This is a genomic window from Aestuariibaculum sp. YM273 (assembly GCF_030908365.1).
GTDB lineage: Bacteria > Bacteroidota > Bacteroidia > Flavobacteriales > Flavobacteriaceae > Aestuariibaculum > Aestuariibaculum marinum.
The window spans coordinates 2009076-2027106 of sequence record NZ_CP133090.1 but is presented as its reverse complement, the minus strand read 5'-3'; the positions used below and the strand labels follow the sequence as shown (position 1 = coordinate 2027106).

Sequence of the window (18031 nt, the reverse complement as noted above, 5' to 3'; positions counted from 1 at the left end):
TATTCTTAAAACATTTTAAATTAGCATGTTTAACACACCTTGTAACTTGGTTAACTTTCATAACACTAATCGTTATCTGTTAAATTAGGGTTTTGATCTAACACGGTTTGCGGAAACCTTAATACCAGTCGCTCTTTTGTTAAGGTGTGACTACTAACAACATTACCTTGACTATCATAAACAGTATGAGTAAAATTTGAAACAGGCGTAGGTATATCGACATCAACCGTTAAACGACGTACATCGAACCAGTAAAAACCTAAACCTGCAAATTCGCGTAAACGCTCGTCGAAAATAAAACGAAGTAATGCTTCTTTATCTGAAGTAATATCAGTCGGAACAACTGCAAATTCAGCAGGCATTCTGTGGCGTCTAAATTCTTCAAGCACCTCAACAGCGCCTTCTAAATCATTTAGACGACATTTTACTTCAGCATTGAACAAATAAATTTCCTGAATACGAACACCACATGCTGTTTGTCCGCTACCTGTAACTTTTCGGTTAGCACCTTCGACCGAGTAGGCCCCGCCCCCTCTAATATTTGGTGAATACAGGTTTAAACGCAAATCGTTTTCATTATATAAGGCCATAACTTCTGGCTTCACAGCAAACTCACTCGATGTATTTGCCCAGTTGTTTACTATTTGCTTTCCATAAAGGCTCTCTGGATCAGTATCTACACGTTGCCCTGAATATCCTTGGTTGTGATCAATTAAACGCGCTTCAATTCCCATATTACTCATCTGGTTATAAGCATCTTCCAAATAAGGTTCAGCTTTATCAAATTCCCCCATAAACATATAGGTTTTCCCCAGCAAGGCATTACCTGTTGCTTTGGTTAACCTAAATCTACTTATTACAGAAGTTGGCAAATAAGGAATGGCAGAGGTTAAATCTTCTATTATAAAATCGTAAACCTCTTTTACGGTAGCACGTGTAAAATTTGATGCAACAAGATCGGCTTCGGTTATTAATGGAAATCCTAAATCGGTTGCAGAGGTTTCACTGTTATATGGCAAACCATAATAATTAATTAATAACAGATATACCCAGGCTCTTCCTACTTTAGCTTCAGCCTGTAAGGCTAATTTATCTTGTTCTAACCCATCAGTTGCCTGTAAAACCTCATTTATAATTTTATTATAGATATAAAGGTTTTCCATTGTGTTTTCAAGTTCACCTGAATTCTGCTCGGCTTCATAAACAAGAGCTTCCCATTTATACAAACGTTGCGTACGTAAATCGGCACTACTAAACTGTGGTTCGAAAGCTATAAACTCTGGCCCTAAAGGCACCTGAGCATTGGTAGACCTCATATTTACCAGATTTAAATTGTAGAACATTTTATCGTAGTCTACAACCTTTTCAGCTATTAATCTACCTTTTGGGATAACCTCAAGAAAATCATCTGAACATGAGGTAAAAATGGCTGCAAATAAAAGGAATAATAATTTATAATGTATGTTATTATATTTAAGTTTCATAGAAATACTTTTTTTAGAATTTAACATTTAACCCCAAGGTTATTCTTTCTCCTGGCTTAAGCGTTCTGGTTCCTCCGAAGTAATGATATTCAGGATCAATACCATCGTCATTATTTGCCCATAACAGAATATTAGAAACTTGTCCTCTAACTGTAACTTGCTTAATCCAATTAGTCTTTCCGAAGATGTTTGAAGGTAATTTATATACTAAGTTTATATCTCTAATTTTAATAAATGAACCACTTATTACATTATTATCTCCAAGTATATAATAGTTTGTATTTCGTGTGCCGTCTTCTGCTACAACATGACGAGGTATATTTGTTATATTTTCATCACCGGATTGCTGCCATCTATTTAAAAAATCTTCATTAATATTTCCTGAAGTAAAATTATAATTACCTGCATATAAACGAGTTCCACTATAGAACGTATTAACATCTCGACGCATAACATGACCAAAACTATATACTGCATTTACATTTAAAGACAGGTTCTTGTAAGCTAGGGTATTTCCAAATCCACCATTCCACACAGGCTGTGTTGTACCCATAAACTTAATATCTTCTGGAGTTGTCACGTTAGGATCTGTGGTTATAGTTCCATCGGCCAATTTAATTTGTGGATCTCCGTTTTCATCAAGACCTGCATAATCATAAGCAAATAAACCAAATGTAGGATAGCCAACGACAAACTGCTCTCTAACTCTAACATCTCCTGAAGTTGTCTCTTCGGTTAGATTAAGTTTGGTTAGCTTATTTTTATTGTGTGCTAAATTCAAGGTAGTAGTCCAAGAAAAATCTTTTGAGACAATGTTTCTTGTTTGCAAAGACACTTCAATTCCATCATTATTTATATCACCTAAATTACCTGTTACACTACTATAACCTGTAAGCGGATTGGTTGGAATAGTTCCTAGTAAATCTTCTGTTCTACGTTGGTAATAATCTACCGAACCTGAAATACGCCCAATGATATTGAAATCTATACCAAAATTTTGGGTTGCTGTACGTTCCCAACTTAATTTCCTATTTCCTGGAGTTGAAATTCTTAATCCCACCTCTGGAAAGAAAAAGCTTGATGTAGGTGATAAAATATCGAATGATGCAGCTGTACCGGGCCTTGGTGCATTACCTGCAATTCCATAAGTTGCTCTTAAAGCTAATGCATGTAACCAATTGGAATTTTTAAAGAACGACTCTTTACCAACATCCCATCGTCCTCCAACGCTCCATACAGGCTTATTTTGCGCCGATTTATCTAAACCAAATAAATTACTTTGATCGTTTCTAACACTTCCATTTACAGAATATTTCTGATTAAAAGTATAAGCCACATTACCATAATAAGACGTAAATCTAGTAACCGATTCTGAACGCCCAAAATAACGTTCTTCATTCATGCTACTAATAACCAAACCATAGGCTGGTAAATTATAGTAGTTTGGCTTCACTGTATTATATAACAATGCTAAATCACTATATTCTATTTGTTCGTAAGTTTGTAACCTATCATCATAGCCTCTCACTTGGCTTAACTTGGTTATACTAAGTTGCTCTTGAGATTCCTGACCTGCTATTAAATTAAGTTGGTGTTTTAAATCGTTCCAGGATTGACTAAAGGTTAACTGATTTCTTACCGTCCATGCTTCTACATCTGTTCTTCTTGTTCCGTATTTACCTCCCGTTGAAGGCAAATAATATACCGGTGCAGCACCTGCCGATGGCACAACAGTGAATTCAACTAACTCGGTTCTTTCTCCGATAGCTAAATGGTCGGTATAATCTTCATTATCCACGGTGTTTAATGTATAACCATATTTGCCCTGAAACTTTAGTCCTTCAACTATATCAATATCGAAACCAAGATTATTCCTTATCGATTTTGTTTTGCTTTCAGAATATGCATAATCAATCTCATCTAAAGGTGTATAACTTAAATCAATACGACTGGCATCTTGCATTACCGTTCTAATGGAATCGTTTAATTGTGTCATGTGAGACATTTCTATATTATTCCCATTAGCATCTCTAAATAATTGATAAGGCAAAAAGCGACTATCTACATTTATATTATTTGGACTAAATTTATCCTGATAGGTGACATCTGTAATTAAATCTATATTAAAACGTTTACCTACTTTAAAGTTTTGCCTTAAATTTAACTTATACCTATTGTCTTTTTCTCCCGGAGTATGACTTTGGGTTCCGGTATAATTCCCTGAACCATAGAAAGCATATTTCTCACCTCCACCAGAAACAGAAAGTGTATGTGTTGTTAAAACTGAAGGACGATACCAGATTTTCTCAATTTGATTTCTATTATTTATTGATGCTAAACTATCTAGGCTTCTTCTTGCTGTTGTGCTGCTAATTATCCCTCGATACTCATCATATAAAATACGTTCGTGAGGTGGAATGCTATTTCCTGTGGTAGTATAACCTGTTACGGCATCGTATGTATTTCTTGACGGATCGAAAAGGTTTTCGGCTACCTGAATAAATTCATTACTATTCATTTGTCTCAAATAATCTAAATCTGATCTTCCTTCGGTTGAAACAAACGTATCGTACTGAAATTCTACCTCGCCTGAATTTCCTCCTTTTTTAGTATTGATTACGATTACTCCGTTTGCAGCACGAGCCCCCCAAATAGATGCTGCCGTTGCGTCTTTCAATACCGTAATATCTTTAATATCTTGAGGGTTGATATTTAATAACCCAGATAAAGCCACTGCACTTGATGTTTGAGGTGCTATATCGGCAATAGGAATACCGTCTACAACAATTAACGGACTTGTTTGTGTTAATTGTAAAGTTGACAAACCTCTTACTAATAGCGGATTAAAAAACTCCGCTCCAGGGCTTCTGTTAACCGTAAGACCTGGAATTAAACCATCTAACCGTTCGGCAACATTCATACTACTGCTACGGTTCTGAAACACCTCCATATCTGGTTTAGAATATGCGCCTGCACTACGCTCTTTTGAAATGGTTTGATACCCTGTAGACACTAATTCTACGGCATCAAGTTCTGCTATATCTTCTTCTAATGTTATATTTATAACATTTTGGTTATCAACAAGAACTTCTTTCTTTTTAAAACCTAAAGCTGAAAACACCAGAATATTCTCTGAAGACGGTACTGTTATAGCATACTTCCCATCAAAATCTGTAGACACACCTTTAATAGTTCCCTTTATTAAAACCGTTACGCCCGGAACAGGCATACCTGATTGATCTAAAACTTGACCTTCTACTTTTATACTTTGAAAAATTGAAGATTTTTTGATTAATATGGTATTATTTTGGGTAAGAATAACATCTAAATCTCTCCCTTTAAGACTTTTACTAATAAGAGCACCCATGCGAATAACCCCTTTATTTAACTGAACTTTTGGGAAGTCTTTAAATAATTCTGCTTTATAAATAAACATGTAATCTTTTGTCTGCTCTCGAATAATATCGAAAACCTCATCTACTGTCACAGTCTGATCTTTCTGAATAACAATTTTAGCATTTTGAGATTCTAAATGCACTGAAGATAAACCAAATACTGTAGTACATAAAAAAAAGATAAATGTTCTCATACACAGAATAAGAAGCCGCTTTAAAAAACGCCTTTTAGTTAATTTTATTTCCATAAATTTGTTTTGGTGTTAGTTATTTTAATTAATACTGTTAGCGGAGGGATACCAGTTTTCTACTTTGGACGGTGTAAACTGATTTCCTCCTTTTTTTGTTTTTATTTAGAATTATCTGTTTTTAAGTCATAGGCTATTCATTATTTTATAGTAAGTTGTTTGTTATTAATTTCGTAGTTGCTTATAATTTCGGCTCCCTTTATACTAGATAAAACATCTTCGATAGAGTGATTTTTACTTAACCTTCCAGTAAATCGCTGGTCTTTTAAATTTTCATCTCGAAACCTCACATCCATATCATACCATCTGGAGAGTACTTTCATAATTTCTCCTAAAGGCACATTGTTGAAATCGAAATTCCCATCAATCCAGGAAATCACTGTGTTTGTATTTACCTTATTTTTAATCATTTTACCATTAGATTTAGTCAATTTAACCTGTTCTCCTGGAGCTAAAAACTGATGCGCTCCATTGGCAGTTAGCATAACTTTCCCAGTTACCAATGTGGTGTAAACCGACTGGTCTTCATTATAGGTTTTAATATTGAAAGTTGTACCTAAAACTTCAACCTCTTGATTATTATTTAAAACCTTAAAATGAGTACCACCATGTTCTGAACTATGAGATACATCAAAATAGGCTTCACCATAAACCAACTCAACTTCACGCATTTCTCCTTCAATAAAACTTACAGGATATTTCAATTGCGATTCTGAATTTAGCCATACCTGTGTACCATCAGAAAGTCTTATAAAAAATCGACCGCCCCGAGGAATAGTCAGCGTATTAAAAACCAATTCTGTACTATTGGAATTAGCGCTATAGATAATTTCCTCTCCATCACTTATGGCATTTTGTGTTTGCATGGAAGTACCTTTAGTAAAGATTATTTCTTCACCATCATCTAAAGTTAAAACAGCCTTGTTTTCTCCGGGTTTAATATTGTTGTTTACAATAATAGGAACTAATTGGTCTTTCGAATTATCGAACAAACCATTAAAAACAAAATTTCCTATTAACAAAGCCACAACTAGAATAGCCGCTGCGTAACTAGACCATCTATAAATTTTTAAGCGTCTTTCTTTACGTTTTTCTTCACGTATTATTTTTAAATAATTTTTCTTGAAAATTTCCGAATTAAAAGTATTCAATCCTGAATCCATTATATAATTCGATTTAATGTAGTTTTTAAATAGTTGGTTGTTTTTAGAGTCTTTAAGCCATTCATTCAAATGAGCCAAATCATCAATATTCGCCTCATTTGCAAGAAATTTCACTGATGCTTTTTTATCTCTTTCTGTCATTTTATAAAAGGTTATACTATTATTACGAATGAGAATTAATACCACCCACATTTTTTAGAAAAAAAATTATATGTTTACACAAACTTTCAACTTATTTAACACTTAATCCGACGTTTATTCAGGTGAATAATAAAATCCTTATTGAAAATTTAATTGAAGGAAATGAAAGCGCCTATGCTTACATAATGGATGAATATTACACCAGATTATGTATTTATGCTCAGGGATTAACAAAAGATAAATTTAAGGCCGAAGACATTGTGCAGAATGTGTTTTTTAAAGTCTGGCACAAAAGAAAAAAGTTATCGTTAGATATCTCTATAAAAAACTACTTATACAAAGCCGTTTACAACGAATTCATAGACCAATACCGAAGAAGTAAAATTATGTCTCCTCTAGAAGAAGAGCATATAAAACATCTGAATGCCATTGTTGAAGACACAGATTATAATGAAATTAATAGGCTAATTGAAGTTGTAAAAAAAGAAATTTCAAACCTTCCTCCAAAGTGTAAAACCATTTTTACCATGGCTAAACTAGAGGGTCTTACCTATAACGAAATTGCAGATCACCAAAATATATCTGTAAGAACCGTAGAAAACCAAATGTATAAGGCTTTTGAAATTATAAGACAGAAGGTTGGTGATAAAATGGAAGGCATTTTATTCTTATTATTTAAACTTAATTCCAAAACCAAGTATTAAATAAACTCTGGGCTTGCAATATATCAGAAATATTAGCCATAAAAAAACGGTTTAGTTTTCACTAAACCGTTGATTTTACTTTACTTAAGCTTCGTATCGGGAACAGGACTCGAACCTGTGACCTTCGGGTTATGAGTTCATCACCTGACTAACCCATAACACAAAATAAGGGCTTCCCGGACGCTATATTTTAAATTCGTGTTCCAAAACGTGTTCAGTTTTGTGTTCACTTTGTTATTTAAATTTTTACTAAAATATAATTAATTAATCAAACAAAAAAGACACTTCTAATCCAATAAGGTGTCTTTTTTTTCTAATGTATATGCTATTCTAATTTTTTTCCAAACCTAGCAACTCGTCAAACTGTTCTTTTAACAAAGGATCTGAAGGACGCATGGCATCGGTGGAAATAATCTTACCTTCTTTATCAAATAACAAAAATCGTGGAATAGCATTAATCTCATAGTTTTTGGCAATACCTGAACTAAAATCATTATCAACCATTAGCTGAACGCCTCCTAAATCTTCACTTCTAACAAAATCTATCCACTTCTGCTTATCTTTAATTTTATCCACAGAAATACTAACGAAAACAATATCCTTTCCTTTATAGTCATGCTCTAATTCCTTTAAATATGGAATTTGCTTTTTACAAGGTCCACACCATGTTGCCCATACATCTATATAAACAAATTTACCTCTAAAATCTGCAAAAGAAACTGGATTGCCATCTACATCTTCATAGGTAAATTCAAAACCGGCTTGACCTTTATCTTTGTGTAGTTGTTTTTCGTATTCGAGAGTATAATTTTTACTTTTCTCTGAAGTTAAATATTTATATAATGGCGGAATAATTTTTTCATATTCCTCTGGCTTAAACTTTATTCTTTTTAACATTGCAAGAATGTAAATTTCTTTTATTTTAACATCTGAAATATGTTTAATATCGTTTTCAATAATCTCTAATTTAGGCACTGGAGCATCTAGATGATATCTATAGTAGTAAAAATATCTATACATCCACATTACACCATTATCTAATTTTAAAACATCAGGATTCGAAAACTTAATACCATCTGAAAATAGATCTCTATATTGCTGTGGCCTATTATCTTTTTCAGGATGAGCTACTCTCGGTAATTGGAAAAACATATACAATTCTGTTTCATAATCTGCCTGAACAGCCAATTTCAAGAGCTCATTAAAATCTTTATCTTTCGTATTTATTGATTGTTTAAACGCTTCTACCATTTTAGTCCCTTCATCCTCTAAAAACGGGAAAAAATCTTTATAAGTAATCAACCCTCCAATGCGGTTGTATTCTCTAAAAGTATTATTTATCGAATTTGCTTTTTGAACCAAATCATTATATCCATTCTTTTTCCCTTTTAAAATATAGTCTCCCTCATTAATATCCATTTTAATTTCCAAACCAGGCTGAATATATAAACGAATAACTTGCCCTCTTAATCTGTCATTATACTGTCCGTAATCCACAAAATAAAACCCTGGTACTTTTACAGGTATCTGAAAACCAAAATCACCATCCTGATTTACTAAGGTTGTTGAGTGAACTTCTAGTTGCCCATCAACGACATGATGCAATGTAACCTGACCTGTTTTCGATTCGAAATTCAAATGACCTGTTACCGTAGTTAAATTTGTTTTAGATTTTGCGTGTAACATATTTACAATGAACAGGCAACTAGCCAACACATAAAAAAATTGCTTCTTTATCATTATATTATATTTTAAAAACCATTGCTAAATGCAAATAGCCTCTCGTTTTTTTTATTAAAAAGTCAAAATTCACTTTTCTTGTTAAGATTTCACGACGTCTAATAAGTTATGGATAGCCTCTTTATTTGAAGGTTTAGGCGCATCGAAATCCACAATATTTCCTTGTGGGTCAATGAATATAAATCGAGGAATAGAATTTATATTATAAGCTCTTGTAAAATCGGATCCTGTTTCGTTTGGTGCCAATATCTGAACCCCAGACATATTTTTATCTTTCACCATTTTGATCCATTTCTCTTTATCATCTTGTTTATCTACCGACATGCTTATAAAAACAATATTTTCATTTTTATACTCCTCTTCTAACTCCTCTAAAAATGGAATTTGCACTTTACATGGTACACACCAAGTTGCCCAAACATCGATAAAAACATATTTTCCTTTAAAATCTGATAACGACGTCTGGGTACCGTCTATATTCTCGTAATTTTCAAATACTGGAGAAACACTCCCTTTATTAAGTTTTGAAGCAAAGCTGTGTTCCGATTTATATTTAGAACTGATATTTTTTATGTAACGCTCTATAAAGATGTGTTCCGATTCCTTTTGATCTGCTGTGATATTTTGATAAGAATTTAATGCTTCGTTTAAAGCCTTTTTTAAGATATTAATATGTTCATTAAACTCGGTCTCCTCAAAGCGATACCATGTTTTTTTATCAAAACCAATATCAGAGCCCATGATTGCAAATTTCTCATTAATATAATTGTTATAATCAGCAAAATCTTTAGTAAACTTAAGAGTGTTTTCTATCTCCTTAGTATCTGCTTCAACATGAATATTAGAACCATTTTCTGCATATAATCTTATCATTACTTTATCCCTTTCCAAAAGTAGATGCACGTCATTTCCTGGTCCCTTTACTTTGAAAGTATCGACAAAAGATCCGTTATCATTAATGGTAATTTCTTTACTAGCACCTCCCATTTCATATAAGGCAATCGTATCCGAGTTTGTATTTGTTATAGTTCCTGTTAATTTTACATAGTTAGGATGCGGTTGCTCTGTTTTACAGGAATACATCAAAATTACTATTACAAACAAGGCTAAATATTGAATCTTTTTCATTGTAAATTTTTATTCTATTTTTTTAATTAGTTTTAAATTTTTTTTGAAAACTAGCATTAAACTTTTCCCATTCTTGATTTGTAAAGGAAGGCTTTACCTTTTTTAAAAGTCCTTCAAAAGCTTCTTGATTTTGTTCCGCTCCAAATCTCTTGGCTTTATTATTGACTATATGAGCTATATAATTTCTAACAGGTACTCTGCCATAAGCTTCAGTCAAATCTTTAGCATGATCAATAACATAATCGGCATATTCTCCTCCTACTTTTAATCCTGTAATTACAGCGAATGGAATTTCGGCGCTTAAATTGCTTTGAGATTTTAGATACATATCAACAACGTCAAATGTTACATTTCTTTTATTTTTTAGATAAGCATCACTAAAAAACTCGGGATAATCACCTTCTAATCCAACTGAGTAAGATTTAAACTCTTTACTTACAGCTTTTTCTTTTGCTTTGTTTAACAATCCTATAAACTGCTCTACTGTATGATAACCTGAAGTTACTTCAAGTGTATTACCGGTTGAATCTAAAACGATAAAAGAAGGATATAGTGCTACACCATATTTTCTAGAAATTCTTTTTCCTATGTCCTCTTTAAAGATATCTGACTTAAAAGCGACAAAAGCCTCATTTAATACCATTGCAACCTTTGGATCGGGAAATATCTTATCATCCATTTGCTTACAAGGAAAACACCCATTAAAATATAAATCAACAAAAATTAGCTTATTTTCCTTTTTAGCTATATCCAATACGTTCTCCCAAGATTCTTTAACAAAATGAGTCTGAGAAAATGTTGAATTAGATACACTTAAAGCAATTAAAACAACAATGTTCTTTATAATATTTTTCATCATTTTTTAAATTTGAATTACAAAAACGATTTACTAAAAACACATCATAGAAAAGGGTTGATTGATAACAACCAACCCTTTTTCATTACATTATTTTGTAAATCATTATTGGTCGCGGTAAGATATACTTACAATTTTTCCGAAACCATCATATGATTCTAATGGCACTAAATCTCCATTAACTGGAGCAACCTCGTAAAGAGACATTTTACCACTAGATGCTCCTGCCCCATGGGTGGCTAACAACAAACTATTTGAATATGGAGATAATTTTTGAAATTTCAATACGGTAACTTCCTCATCTCCCCTATCTATCATTAATTTGGTTTGTTTGAGACCAAAATCGTATTCATATATTTTGCCTCCAACATTATAAAAGACATACCCAAATTGTGGGCTAACAGCAAAATGATCTGCCTGAGCCATATCTGCGGCAATCTCGGCAGGAATCTCTTCATAATATACTTGATTTATCCTTCCAAATATACCGCTACTCATTCTGGCTAAAAATAGCTTTTCAAGACCTGGTTCTTTTAAAATGGCGAAAACCTCTCCTCCATTATACGAGGTTCCATCCATAAACAACAAGTCTTTACCCGTGTTATAATCGAATAAGGTCCCTTCAGGCATAACATTACATTTTTGAGCGCCCCATGATTGGCGTAGAAAACGTCTTTCCTCTACATCATAATATAGATTAGCACCTCTAAATTGTCCCACAGCACCAACAAAAGGAGCTGCCTTAAATGGCTCTACTTCTCCATCCACAATATTTATAGGCACACCATATCGATACTGATAAACTCGTACATAGTAATAAAAATTACCATCTTTATACATAACACTTTCATTCCCCCCAGTTCTTTCAATAAAATCGGCACCAAAATCCGTAGGAACATCAGACAGCATTTCAAAAGAAAGGTAATACTCTACTTTCCAATCAAAAGTATCAGGCTCTATTTTAGTTGTACCTGTACCCTCTGTAGTTACATATATACCATAAAATTGCGGATCGTAAGCATAGCAATAAACATTTACCGGAGCGCCTTCTAAAGTCAATGAAGAATTAGCATAATCCAACACATCATAAATAGGACTATATTCTCCTGCTACTTTAGAAACCATATCTAAACGAGCAACTCCATTAACATCGTTCAAGACCATCCACCCTTCTGATATTGTACTTTCTACATTCAATTTAAAAGATGTACTCCATTGTACACCAGTTTCAACATCTGTAACTAAATACCTTACATTGTAATCGTTTGGAGGAACAGTAAGTGCTTCTAATTGTAGATTTTTTGTCGTTGCCAAAGGCCATTTTTGGTCTGCCTGTAGTGCTGTTTCGTTATAGGCCACCCATTCGTAACTATATCTACTTTCATCTGCACTACCATCTTTAGTATAATTTAAAGTTGGAATAATCTCAAAAGGTTCTCCAAACAATGCCGTATAATTTGATGCTATACCTTCAAACTCTACCTGATTAATGTCTACATAGTCGTAATTACCAAGATCTTCACTACAAGACCAGAATAGCATGCTAAATACTAATGCTAAAATGATCTGAAATTTTATATTTTTAAACATAATTTACTTTTATTAAATTAATTACTGAACAAATCGTCCCATTACCATTGGCGTTCCATCTTCTTCGTATATCGTTTCTCCTGCCGCAGCCTTTTCGTTTAAGTAACGCTGCATAAATGTTCCATAATACTGCGATTCTGAAATCGGCACACTATTGGTGTAATAATCCAAAGGGATATTAAGTAATTCGGTCATTAGCAGCATCTTTTTGGCTGTAAATTCTCCTAAGTAAGGCTCAAACCAACGTGCTGGAGTTTCCAAAATATCATTTACAGATAACTGAAAAACAGTATAATTTAATGTTTCACCCGTTTGCTCATCAATTAATTTATTTGTCATGTTGACCGAGAAATTATCATTAGACAAAAGTTCCAATATTAGAGTTAAAGACTCATTTTTCATTTCAGGAGTTCTGTAAAGTGTAATAGGAATACTATCTACACTCTTATTCGCCCCTAAAACAATAGTTTCTGGCAAATCGAAATGTAAGCCCTCTTTAGCGGTCGACTCAGCCTTAACGCTAAGGTTGACAACCCTATCTTTATCTGACAACTCCCCTTGAACTGAAATCGGAAGTTTAAAAACAAAGCTTGTTACATCTTGAGGTTTAAAAGCAAAGGTTACTCCTAAACTATCTATATAAGAATACGGGTATCTGTTATCTGGTTTTTGTTCGGACCATGTAAAGTAAATATTATCTTTATCTTCTTGATATGTATTAATTTCATCTGTATTACATGACACAGCTATGAAACCTATACAAAATAGACATGCGTATATAAAAATATTTTTCATGTTTTACTGTAATTTAAAATTATTGATACTTTGTTTCAGAATCCGGTAGGGGCAATACATACTGATCTTCAGTCATGGTCTTTCTGCTAAATGAAGATGTTGATGAACCATTTAATATTCTTGATACATTCTTCCTTTTGTAATAGAAAAACAACTGTCCTTCACCAAAAAATTCCTTTTGGTATTCCTTTTCCAATTCGGCATCAACATTTGCTCCAGGTCCTAAATCGACTAAACCTCTATTAAATCTAACGGTGTTTAAATATTGTAGAGCTAATGCTTCGTCGGTTTCAGTCTCTGCTGCTATATAGTACATTTCACTAATTCTAATTAATGGCTGTAGATATCTAAAAGCCTTATGAGAATCGGACACATCAGCATATTTATAGAAGGTTCTATATGATTTCTCCGCTGGTAAAATCCAGGTTGAATTATAACGATAATCATTTTCATTACTCTCAAAAACACCGCTTAAACGTGATGCGTTTGGCGCCAATATATCACTATCGATTAATGAACTACTAAAATATCTGTTTTGACGTTCATATAATTCTACATTTTGCATTCCAAAAATAACTTCTCTAGAAAACGTACGGTCTGGATTTGCTCCCGCAGAAATAACGTCTGCCGGAGGTGTCCAAGGGAAAAAAGTTGATGCATTATCTATTACCGTCTTAGCTGCTGCATTGGCTTCCGGAATTTTACCCGCATACAAATACACTCTAGCCTGCAACGCTTTAACAGCAAAATAATTTAAACGTAAATTTCTATTATGGTAATAAAAAACATCCTCAATACTTTGGTTGCTTACGCCTTCCACTCGAATTGGATCATCCATTAAAAACTCTTCGGCCTTTAACAGATCTGCTATTACATTATCTAAAACAATATTAGCGGATAATATTTCTCCATTTTTTGCTTGTGCTTTCGTATAATAAGGTATCGAAGAATTTTCTGGGGCTTCATCATAAATTGGCCCAAATAGTCGCAATAAATCAAAATGCAGCATGGCACGCAACCCATAAGCTTCTCCCTTAATTAAATTAGTCTTAAATGGTGTTAATGTATTATATTCATCTACATTAACTATTAAGTCATTTAAATTTAAAATATTGTTATAAGCTGAAGACCAAATAGCTTCAAAATTACTTTTTACATTATTTTGTTGATAATTATAATTAGCAAAATTATAATAAGTCCACCTAGAGTCGGGAACATTATAACGCTGAGCTAAAAGTTCGACAGTGCTCATGGTAAGGTTACCTCCGTAAAGATCTGAACTCGTTAAATCTAAATAAACGCGATTAAGCACCCCATTAGTTCCTTCCTCTGTACTGTATATTTGTGATTCTAAAAGTTTATCTTCCGGTTGTACATCAAGATAATCACTACAAGAGATATGTAAAACCGTGATCAGGAATAATAAACCTGATTTAAATATATTTAATTTCATAACTGTTTAATTTTTAAAATGAGGCATTAATACTGAATGATATATTTCTCGCAAAAGGATACTCGATACCGCGCTCTGCAAGTATGGTTCCCGATCTAAAGATATCATTCATATAAGCCGTTAAACGTAATGATTTCATACCTAGGTTATCTAACCAAGGTTTATTTGCCACTCTATACCCCAAATTAAATGACTCTCCAATTAACACATCGTTATCTTGAACAAAACGCGATGAAATCGGGGTGTTTTCTGAAATGGCTATAGATTTAAATTTAGATATATCGCCAGGTTGTTGCCATCTATCGTAAAGCGCACGCTTGTCCTGATTTAAAATAATATCGGCTGTTCCAATATTTTCAACCTTTTCATAAAGTGCAGTATTGAAAGATTGACCACCAAATCGGTATCTTACATTTAACCCCAAGGTAAATCCTTTGTAGTTAATGTAGTTATTTAAAACTCCCTCAACCTTTGGTCTTGAAGTTCCAACAACAACTTCATCTTCAAAATCAAAATCAAAAGTTGATTGCCCGTTTTTCTTTAAAAATATTTCGCGTCCGGTCGCTGGATCTATACCTAATGACGGAACAGCCCAAATGTCATCAGGACTACCACCATCTCGATAACGTCTTAAAGAACCGCTACTTAATGCGTCCTCATCAAGGTTTTGTAAAGTATTACCAAAACCACCATATTCCATATTAACAATTGCAGCAGTTGCACCAATTCTCCAAACAAATTGATTTTCTATATTATTAATTATTTTGTAGTTAGCTATAGCTTCAAAACCATCAACCTGTAAATACCCCACATTTAATGGATAAGCTACTAAACCTGTAGAGGATGCTAAATTAACAGGTACTACTAGTGGATCTGTTTTCTTTCGGTACACGTTTAATTGTGCATCAAATCGATTATTGAATAATTTTATATCTAAACCTAGGTTCATATCGAAGGTTCGCTGCCATTCTAAATCAGGGTTTGCATAAGTTGTTAAACCTAAACCTGGACCAAAATAATTAATCAAATCGCTATAGGTATATACGGATGTAGAAGCAACGCTACCTAAACTTTGATTACCAGTATATCCAAAAGTTTGTCTAAGTCTTAGCAAATTAACAACCGACCCCATGTTTAACTCTTTATGAATATTCCAACCAAATCCTAGAGACCAGAACGGAGAATATTTTTCATTAGATCCAAAAGCTGTTGACCCATCTAAACGGTAGTTTGCATCTAACAAATATTTATTATCGAAGCTATAATTCAACGACCCCATAATATTATTTCTGCGATACTTTCTAGTTAAGTATGTTGGTTTGGCATTAGGGTCATAACTAAATGAAAAGCTAGGGTTTCCATTAGCTGTTTCAGGAAAACCAACAGCTACAGTTCTATAAGACTTATTATTTTGCTCTTCTAGCTCAGTTCTTAAATTTGTGGTTAAAATGTGTTTTTCGGCAAATACATTATGATACACCAACATGGCATTGGCCAAATAACTGAAATTATCAACTTCTGTATTTGTATAGTCTCCTTTCTCAAAAAATGCCATATTATCGAATACAGATTCCTGAGGAGAACGAAATACTTCCTTATCAGATGTTGACTTTCTTAGCTGTACATTACCTTGAAACCTTAATTTAGAATTTAAGGTCCAAATCATGCCTAAGTTATTTTGAATATTAAATTCTGTTGTATTGTTCTCGTTATTTAAAGTAGAACTATATAATGGGTTTATAACATTATAACTATTAGCCGTTCTAACGCTGGCACCTGTCTCTAAGTATTTTGTTATTTCTCCTGCTTCATTACGTTTTTTATAATAAGGATTGGCTTGCGCAAAGTTTGAGAAAGAACCAAAAGGTGATTCGTTGGCTTCAGAACCACTTACATACATTCTGTTAGTAATATTTAATTTTCCCTTTCTATAAGTTACATCTAAATTACCACCCCATGTATCTCTACCTGAGCCTTTCATTACACCTTCCTGATTTCTATAATTCAAACCAGCATTAAAACGCATTTCATCGCTCCCACCATCCACATAAATAGCATGCTTCTGCGTAAAGGCTGTTTGTACTGGTTCATTAAGCCAATACGTATCTACTCCTCGTCTTACATCAGCCAATTTCAAATTATATAAACTATCTAAAACCACTTGCCTAGAAGGATCATTTACATAATCTGTCCATCTACCTGACAAACGCTCAAATTCAAGTTTTTCAGCTGCATTCATCAAGTTATAATCTCTTAAGTCAGGCATATCTACTGAAAAATCTCCGGTATAACTTAATCGCATTTTACCTGATGTAGGTCTCTTTGTTTCTACAACTATTACTCCGTTAGCGGCCTTAGCCCCATATAATGCAGTAGATGCTGCATCCTTTAAAATTGTAATAGAAGCCACTCTATTCATATCTAAATCGACGATAGTTCTTAAATTTGTTTCAAAACCATCTAAAACAAACAAAGGACTATTTGGGTCGGCCCCGAACTGGTCACGAAGATCATCAGTTGAAATACTTGTCTGCCCTCTGACCTCAATATTAGGTAATACATTTGGATTAGATCCCTGAAGATTATTTTCCAACACGATGAATGAAGGATCTAAAGTTTTGATACTTTGAATAATATTTTGATTACCAATTTCCCTTAAATCTTCTCCGGAAATAGTATTGACTGCTCCAGTAAAACTTTCCTTTCTACGTTCAACTACCCCGGTAATAACAACCTCTTCCAAGGTACTTATATCCTCCAGTAAAACGACATCTAACTTTACTTTACCATCTACACTTACTTCGACAGTTTTATAACCTACATAACTAAAAACTACAATAGAGGATTCATTTACTCTTAAACTATAATCCCCATCGAAATCGGTGGTTGTACCATTTTTTGTTCCCTTTACGAGTACAGTAACTCCAGGTAGAGGCATACCTTGTTCATTCTTTACAGTTCCATTCAAAAGAAATTGTTGATCTGTAATAGTATTTTCCTCTATAATTATGGTATTTTTATCTTCCGATAAATTAATTTTAAAATCTGAAAAAGAAAGGCTTTTACCTAGTAACTCATTTGCTGAAGTCACTCCTTTTTTCACATTGACCTTTGGCAACCCTTTGAACATATCGACACGATAGATGAATTTATAATCTGTTTGACTCATAATGAGCTCAAAGACTTCATCTACCGTTATTTCCTTATCGGCATCAATAATAATCTTAGTATTCTGCGACAACAAAGTCCCTGAACTAAAACTGAACACTGCTGTACAAAACAAGAGAATAAATGTCCTCATAATTAATTTGAATAGCTTTCGACTCTCTGTAAA

General features: G+C 33.4%; 11 protein-coding genes. 1 reads left to right on the top strand and 10 read right to left on the bottom strand.

Going from position 1 to position 18031, the window contains the following annotated elements; translation table 11 throughout:
• Window positions 1-65: 65 nt before the first annotated feature.
• From RBH94_RS08630 to RBH94_RS08620, 3 genes are all read right to left on the bottom strand, one after another.
• Window positions 66-1484, bottom strand: coding sequence for a RagB/SusD family nutrient uptake outer membrane protein (locus RBH94_RS08630; RefSeq protein WP_307880545.1), 1419 nt, complete (start codon window positions 1482-1484; stop codon window positions 66-68).
• Window positions 1485-1497: 13 nt separating this feature from the next.
• A complete protein-coding gene (locus tag RBH94_RS08625; RefSeq protein WP_307880544.1) occupies window positions 1498-5073 on the bottom strand; it encodes a SusC/RagA family TonB-linked outer membrane protein in 3576 nt (1191 codons plus the stop codon).
• A gap of 194 nt (window positions 5074-5267) precedes the next feature.
• Window positions 5268-6431, bottom strand: a complete 1164-nt coding sequence (locus RBH94_RS08620; protein ID WP_307880543.1) for a FecR family protein — start codon at window positions 6429-6431, stop codon at window positions 5268-5270.
• Between the two features lie 122 nt (window positions 6432-6553).
• Between RBH94_RS08620 and RBH94_RS08615 the strand changes: the two genes are divergently transcribed.
• On the top strand, window positions 6554-7135 hold the full coding sequence (locus RBH94_RS08615; RefSeq protein WP_307880542.1) for an RNA polymerase sigma factor: 582 nt from the start codon (window positions 6554-6556) through the stop codon (window positions 7133-7135).
• Window positions 7136-7465: 330 nt separating this feature from the next.
• On the opposite strand, the gene RBH94_RS08610 is transcribed toward RBH94_RS08615, so the two are convergent.
• From RBH94_RS08610 to RBH94_RS08580, 7 genes are all read right to left on the bottom strand, one after another.
• Window positions 7466-8875, bottom strand: coding sequence for a TlpA disulfide reductase family protein (locus tag RBH94_RS08610; protein WP_307880541.1), 1410 nt, complete (start codon window positions 8873-8875; stop codon window positions 7466-7468).
• 81 nt (window positions 8876-8956) lie between these two features.
• Window positions 8957-10003, bottom strand: a complete 1047-nt coding sequence (locus RBH94_RS08605; protein ID WP_307880540.1) for a TlpA disulfide reductase family protein — start codon at window positions 10001-10003, stop codon at window positions 8957-8959.
• 22 nt (window positions 10004-10025) lie between these two features.
• On the bottom strand, window positions 10026-10862 hold the full coding sequence (locus RBH94_RS08600) for a thioredoxin fold domain-containing protein (RefSeq protein WP_307880539.1): 837 nt from the start codon (window positions 10860-10862) through the stop codon (window positions 10026-10028).
• Between the two features lie 102 nt (window positions 10863-10964).
• Entirely contained in the window at window positions 10965-12449 is a 1485-nt protein-coding gene (locus RBH94_RS08595; protein WP_307880538.1) for a PKD-like family lipoprotein, read from the bottom strand.
• A gap of 21 nt (window positions 12450-12470) precedes the next feature.
• The gene (locus RBH94_RS08590; protein WP_307880537.1) at window positions 12471-13244 is read right to left on the bottom strand and encodes a DUF4843 domain-containing protein; all 774 of its coding nucleotides are present in this window, start codon (window positions 13242-13244) and stop codon (window positions 12471-12473) included.
• Between the two features lie 19 nt (window positions 13245-13263).
• A complete protein-coding gene (locus tag RBH94_RS08585) occupies window positions 13264-14697 on the bottom strand; it encodes a RagB/SusD family nutrient uptake outer membrane protein (protein ID WP_307880536.1) in 1434 nt (477 codons plus the stop codon).
• A 13-nt stretch (window positions 14698-14710) separates the two neighbouring features.
• Entirely contained in the window at window positions 14711-17998 is a 3288-nt protein-coding gene (locus RBH94_RS08580) for a SusC/RagA family TonB-linked outer membrane protein (protein ID WP_307880535.1), read from the bottom strand.
• Between the last annotated feature and the right edge of the window lie 33 nt (window positions 17999-18031).

Excerpts from the sequence above, each read along its gene's own strand:
- RBH94_RS08630 (WP_307880545.1), bottom strand. The coding sequence starts at position 1,484 with ATGAAACTTAAATATAATAACATACATTATAAATTATTATTCCTTTTA.
- RBH94_RS08625 (WP_307880544.1), bottom strand. The coding sequence starts at position 5,073 with ATGAGAACATTTATCTTTTTTTTATGTACTACAGTATTTGGTTTATCT.
- RBH94_RS08620 (WP_307880543.1), bottom strand. The coding sequence starts at position 6,431 with ATGACAGAAAGAGATAAAAAAGCATCAGTGAAATTTCTTGCAAATGAG.
- RBH94_RS08610 (WP_307880541.1), bottom strand. The coding sequence starts at position 8,875 with ATGATAAAGAAGCAATTTTTTTATGTGTTGGCTAGTTGCCTGTTCATT.
- RBH94_RS08605 (WP_307880540.1), bottom strand. The coding sequence starts at position 10,003 with ATGAAAAAGATTCAATATTTAGCCTTGTTTGTAATAGTAATTTTGATG.
- RBH94_RS08600 (WP_307880539.1), bottom strand. The coding sequence starts at position 10,862 with ATGATGAAAAATATTATAAAGAACATTGTTGTTTTAATTGCTTTAAGT.
- RBH94_RS08595 (WP_307880538.1), bottom strand. The coding sequence starts at position 12,449 with ATGTTTAAAAATATAAAATTTCAGATCATTTTAGCATTAGTATTTAGC.
- RBH94_RS08590 (WP_307880537.1), bottom strand. The coding sequence starts at position 13,244 with ATGAAAAATATTTTTATATACGCATGTCTATTTTGTATAGGTTTCATA.
- RBH94_RS08585 (WP_307880536.1), bottom strand. The coding sequence starts at position 14,697 with ATGAAATTAAATATATTTAAATCAGGTTTATTATTCCTGATCACGGTT.
- RBH94_RS08580 (WP_307880535.1), bottom strand. The coding sequence starts at position 17,998 with ATGAGGACATTTATTCTCTTGTTTTGTACAGCAGTGTTCAGTTTTAGT.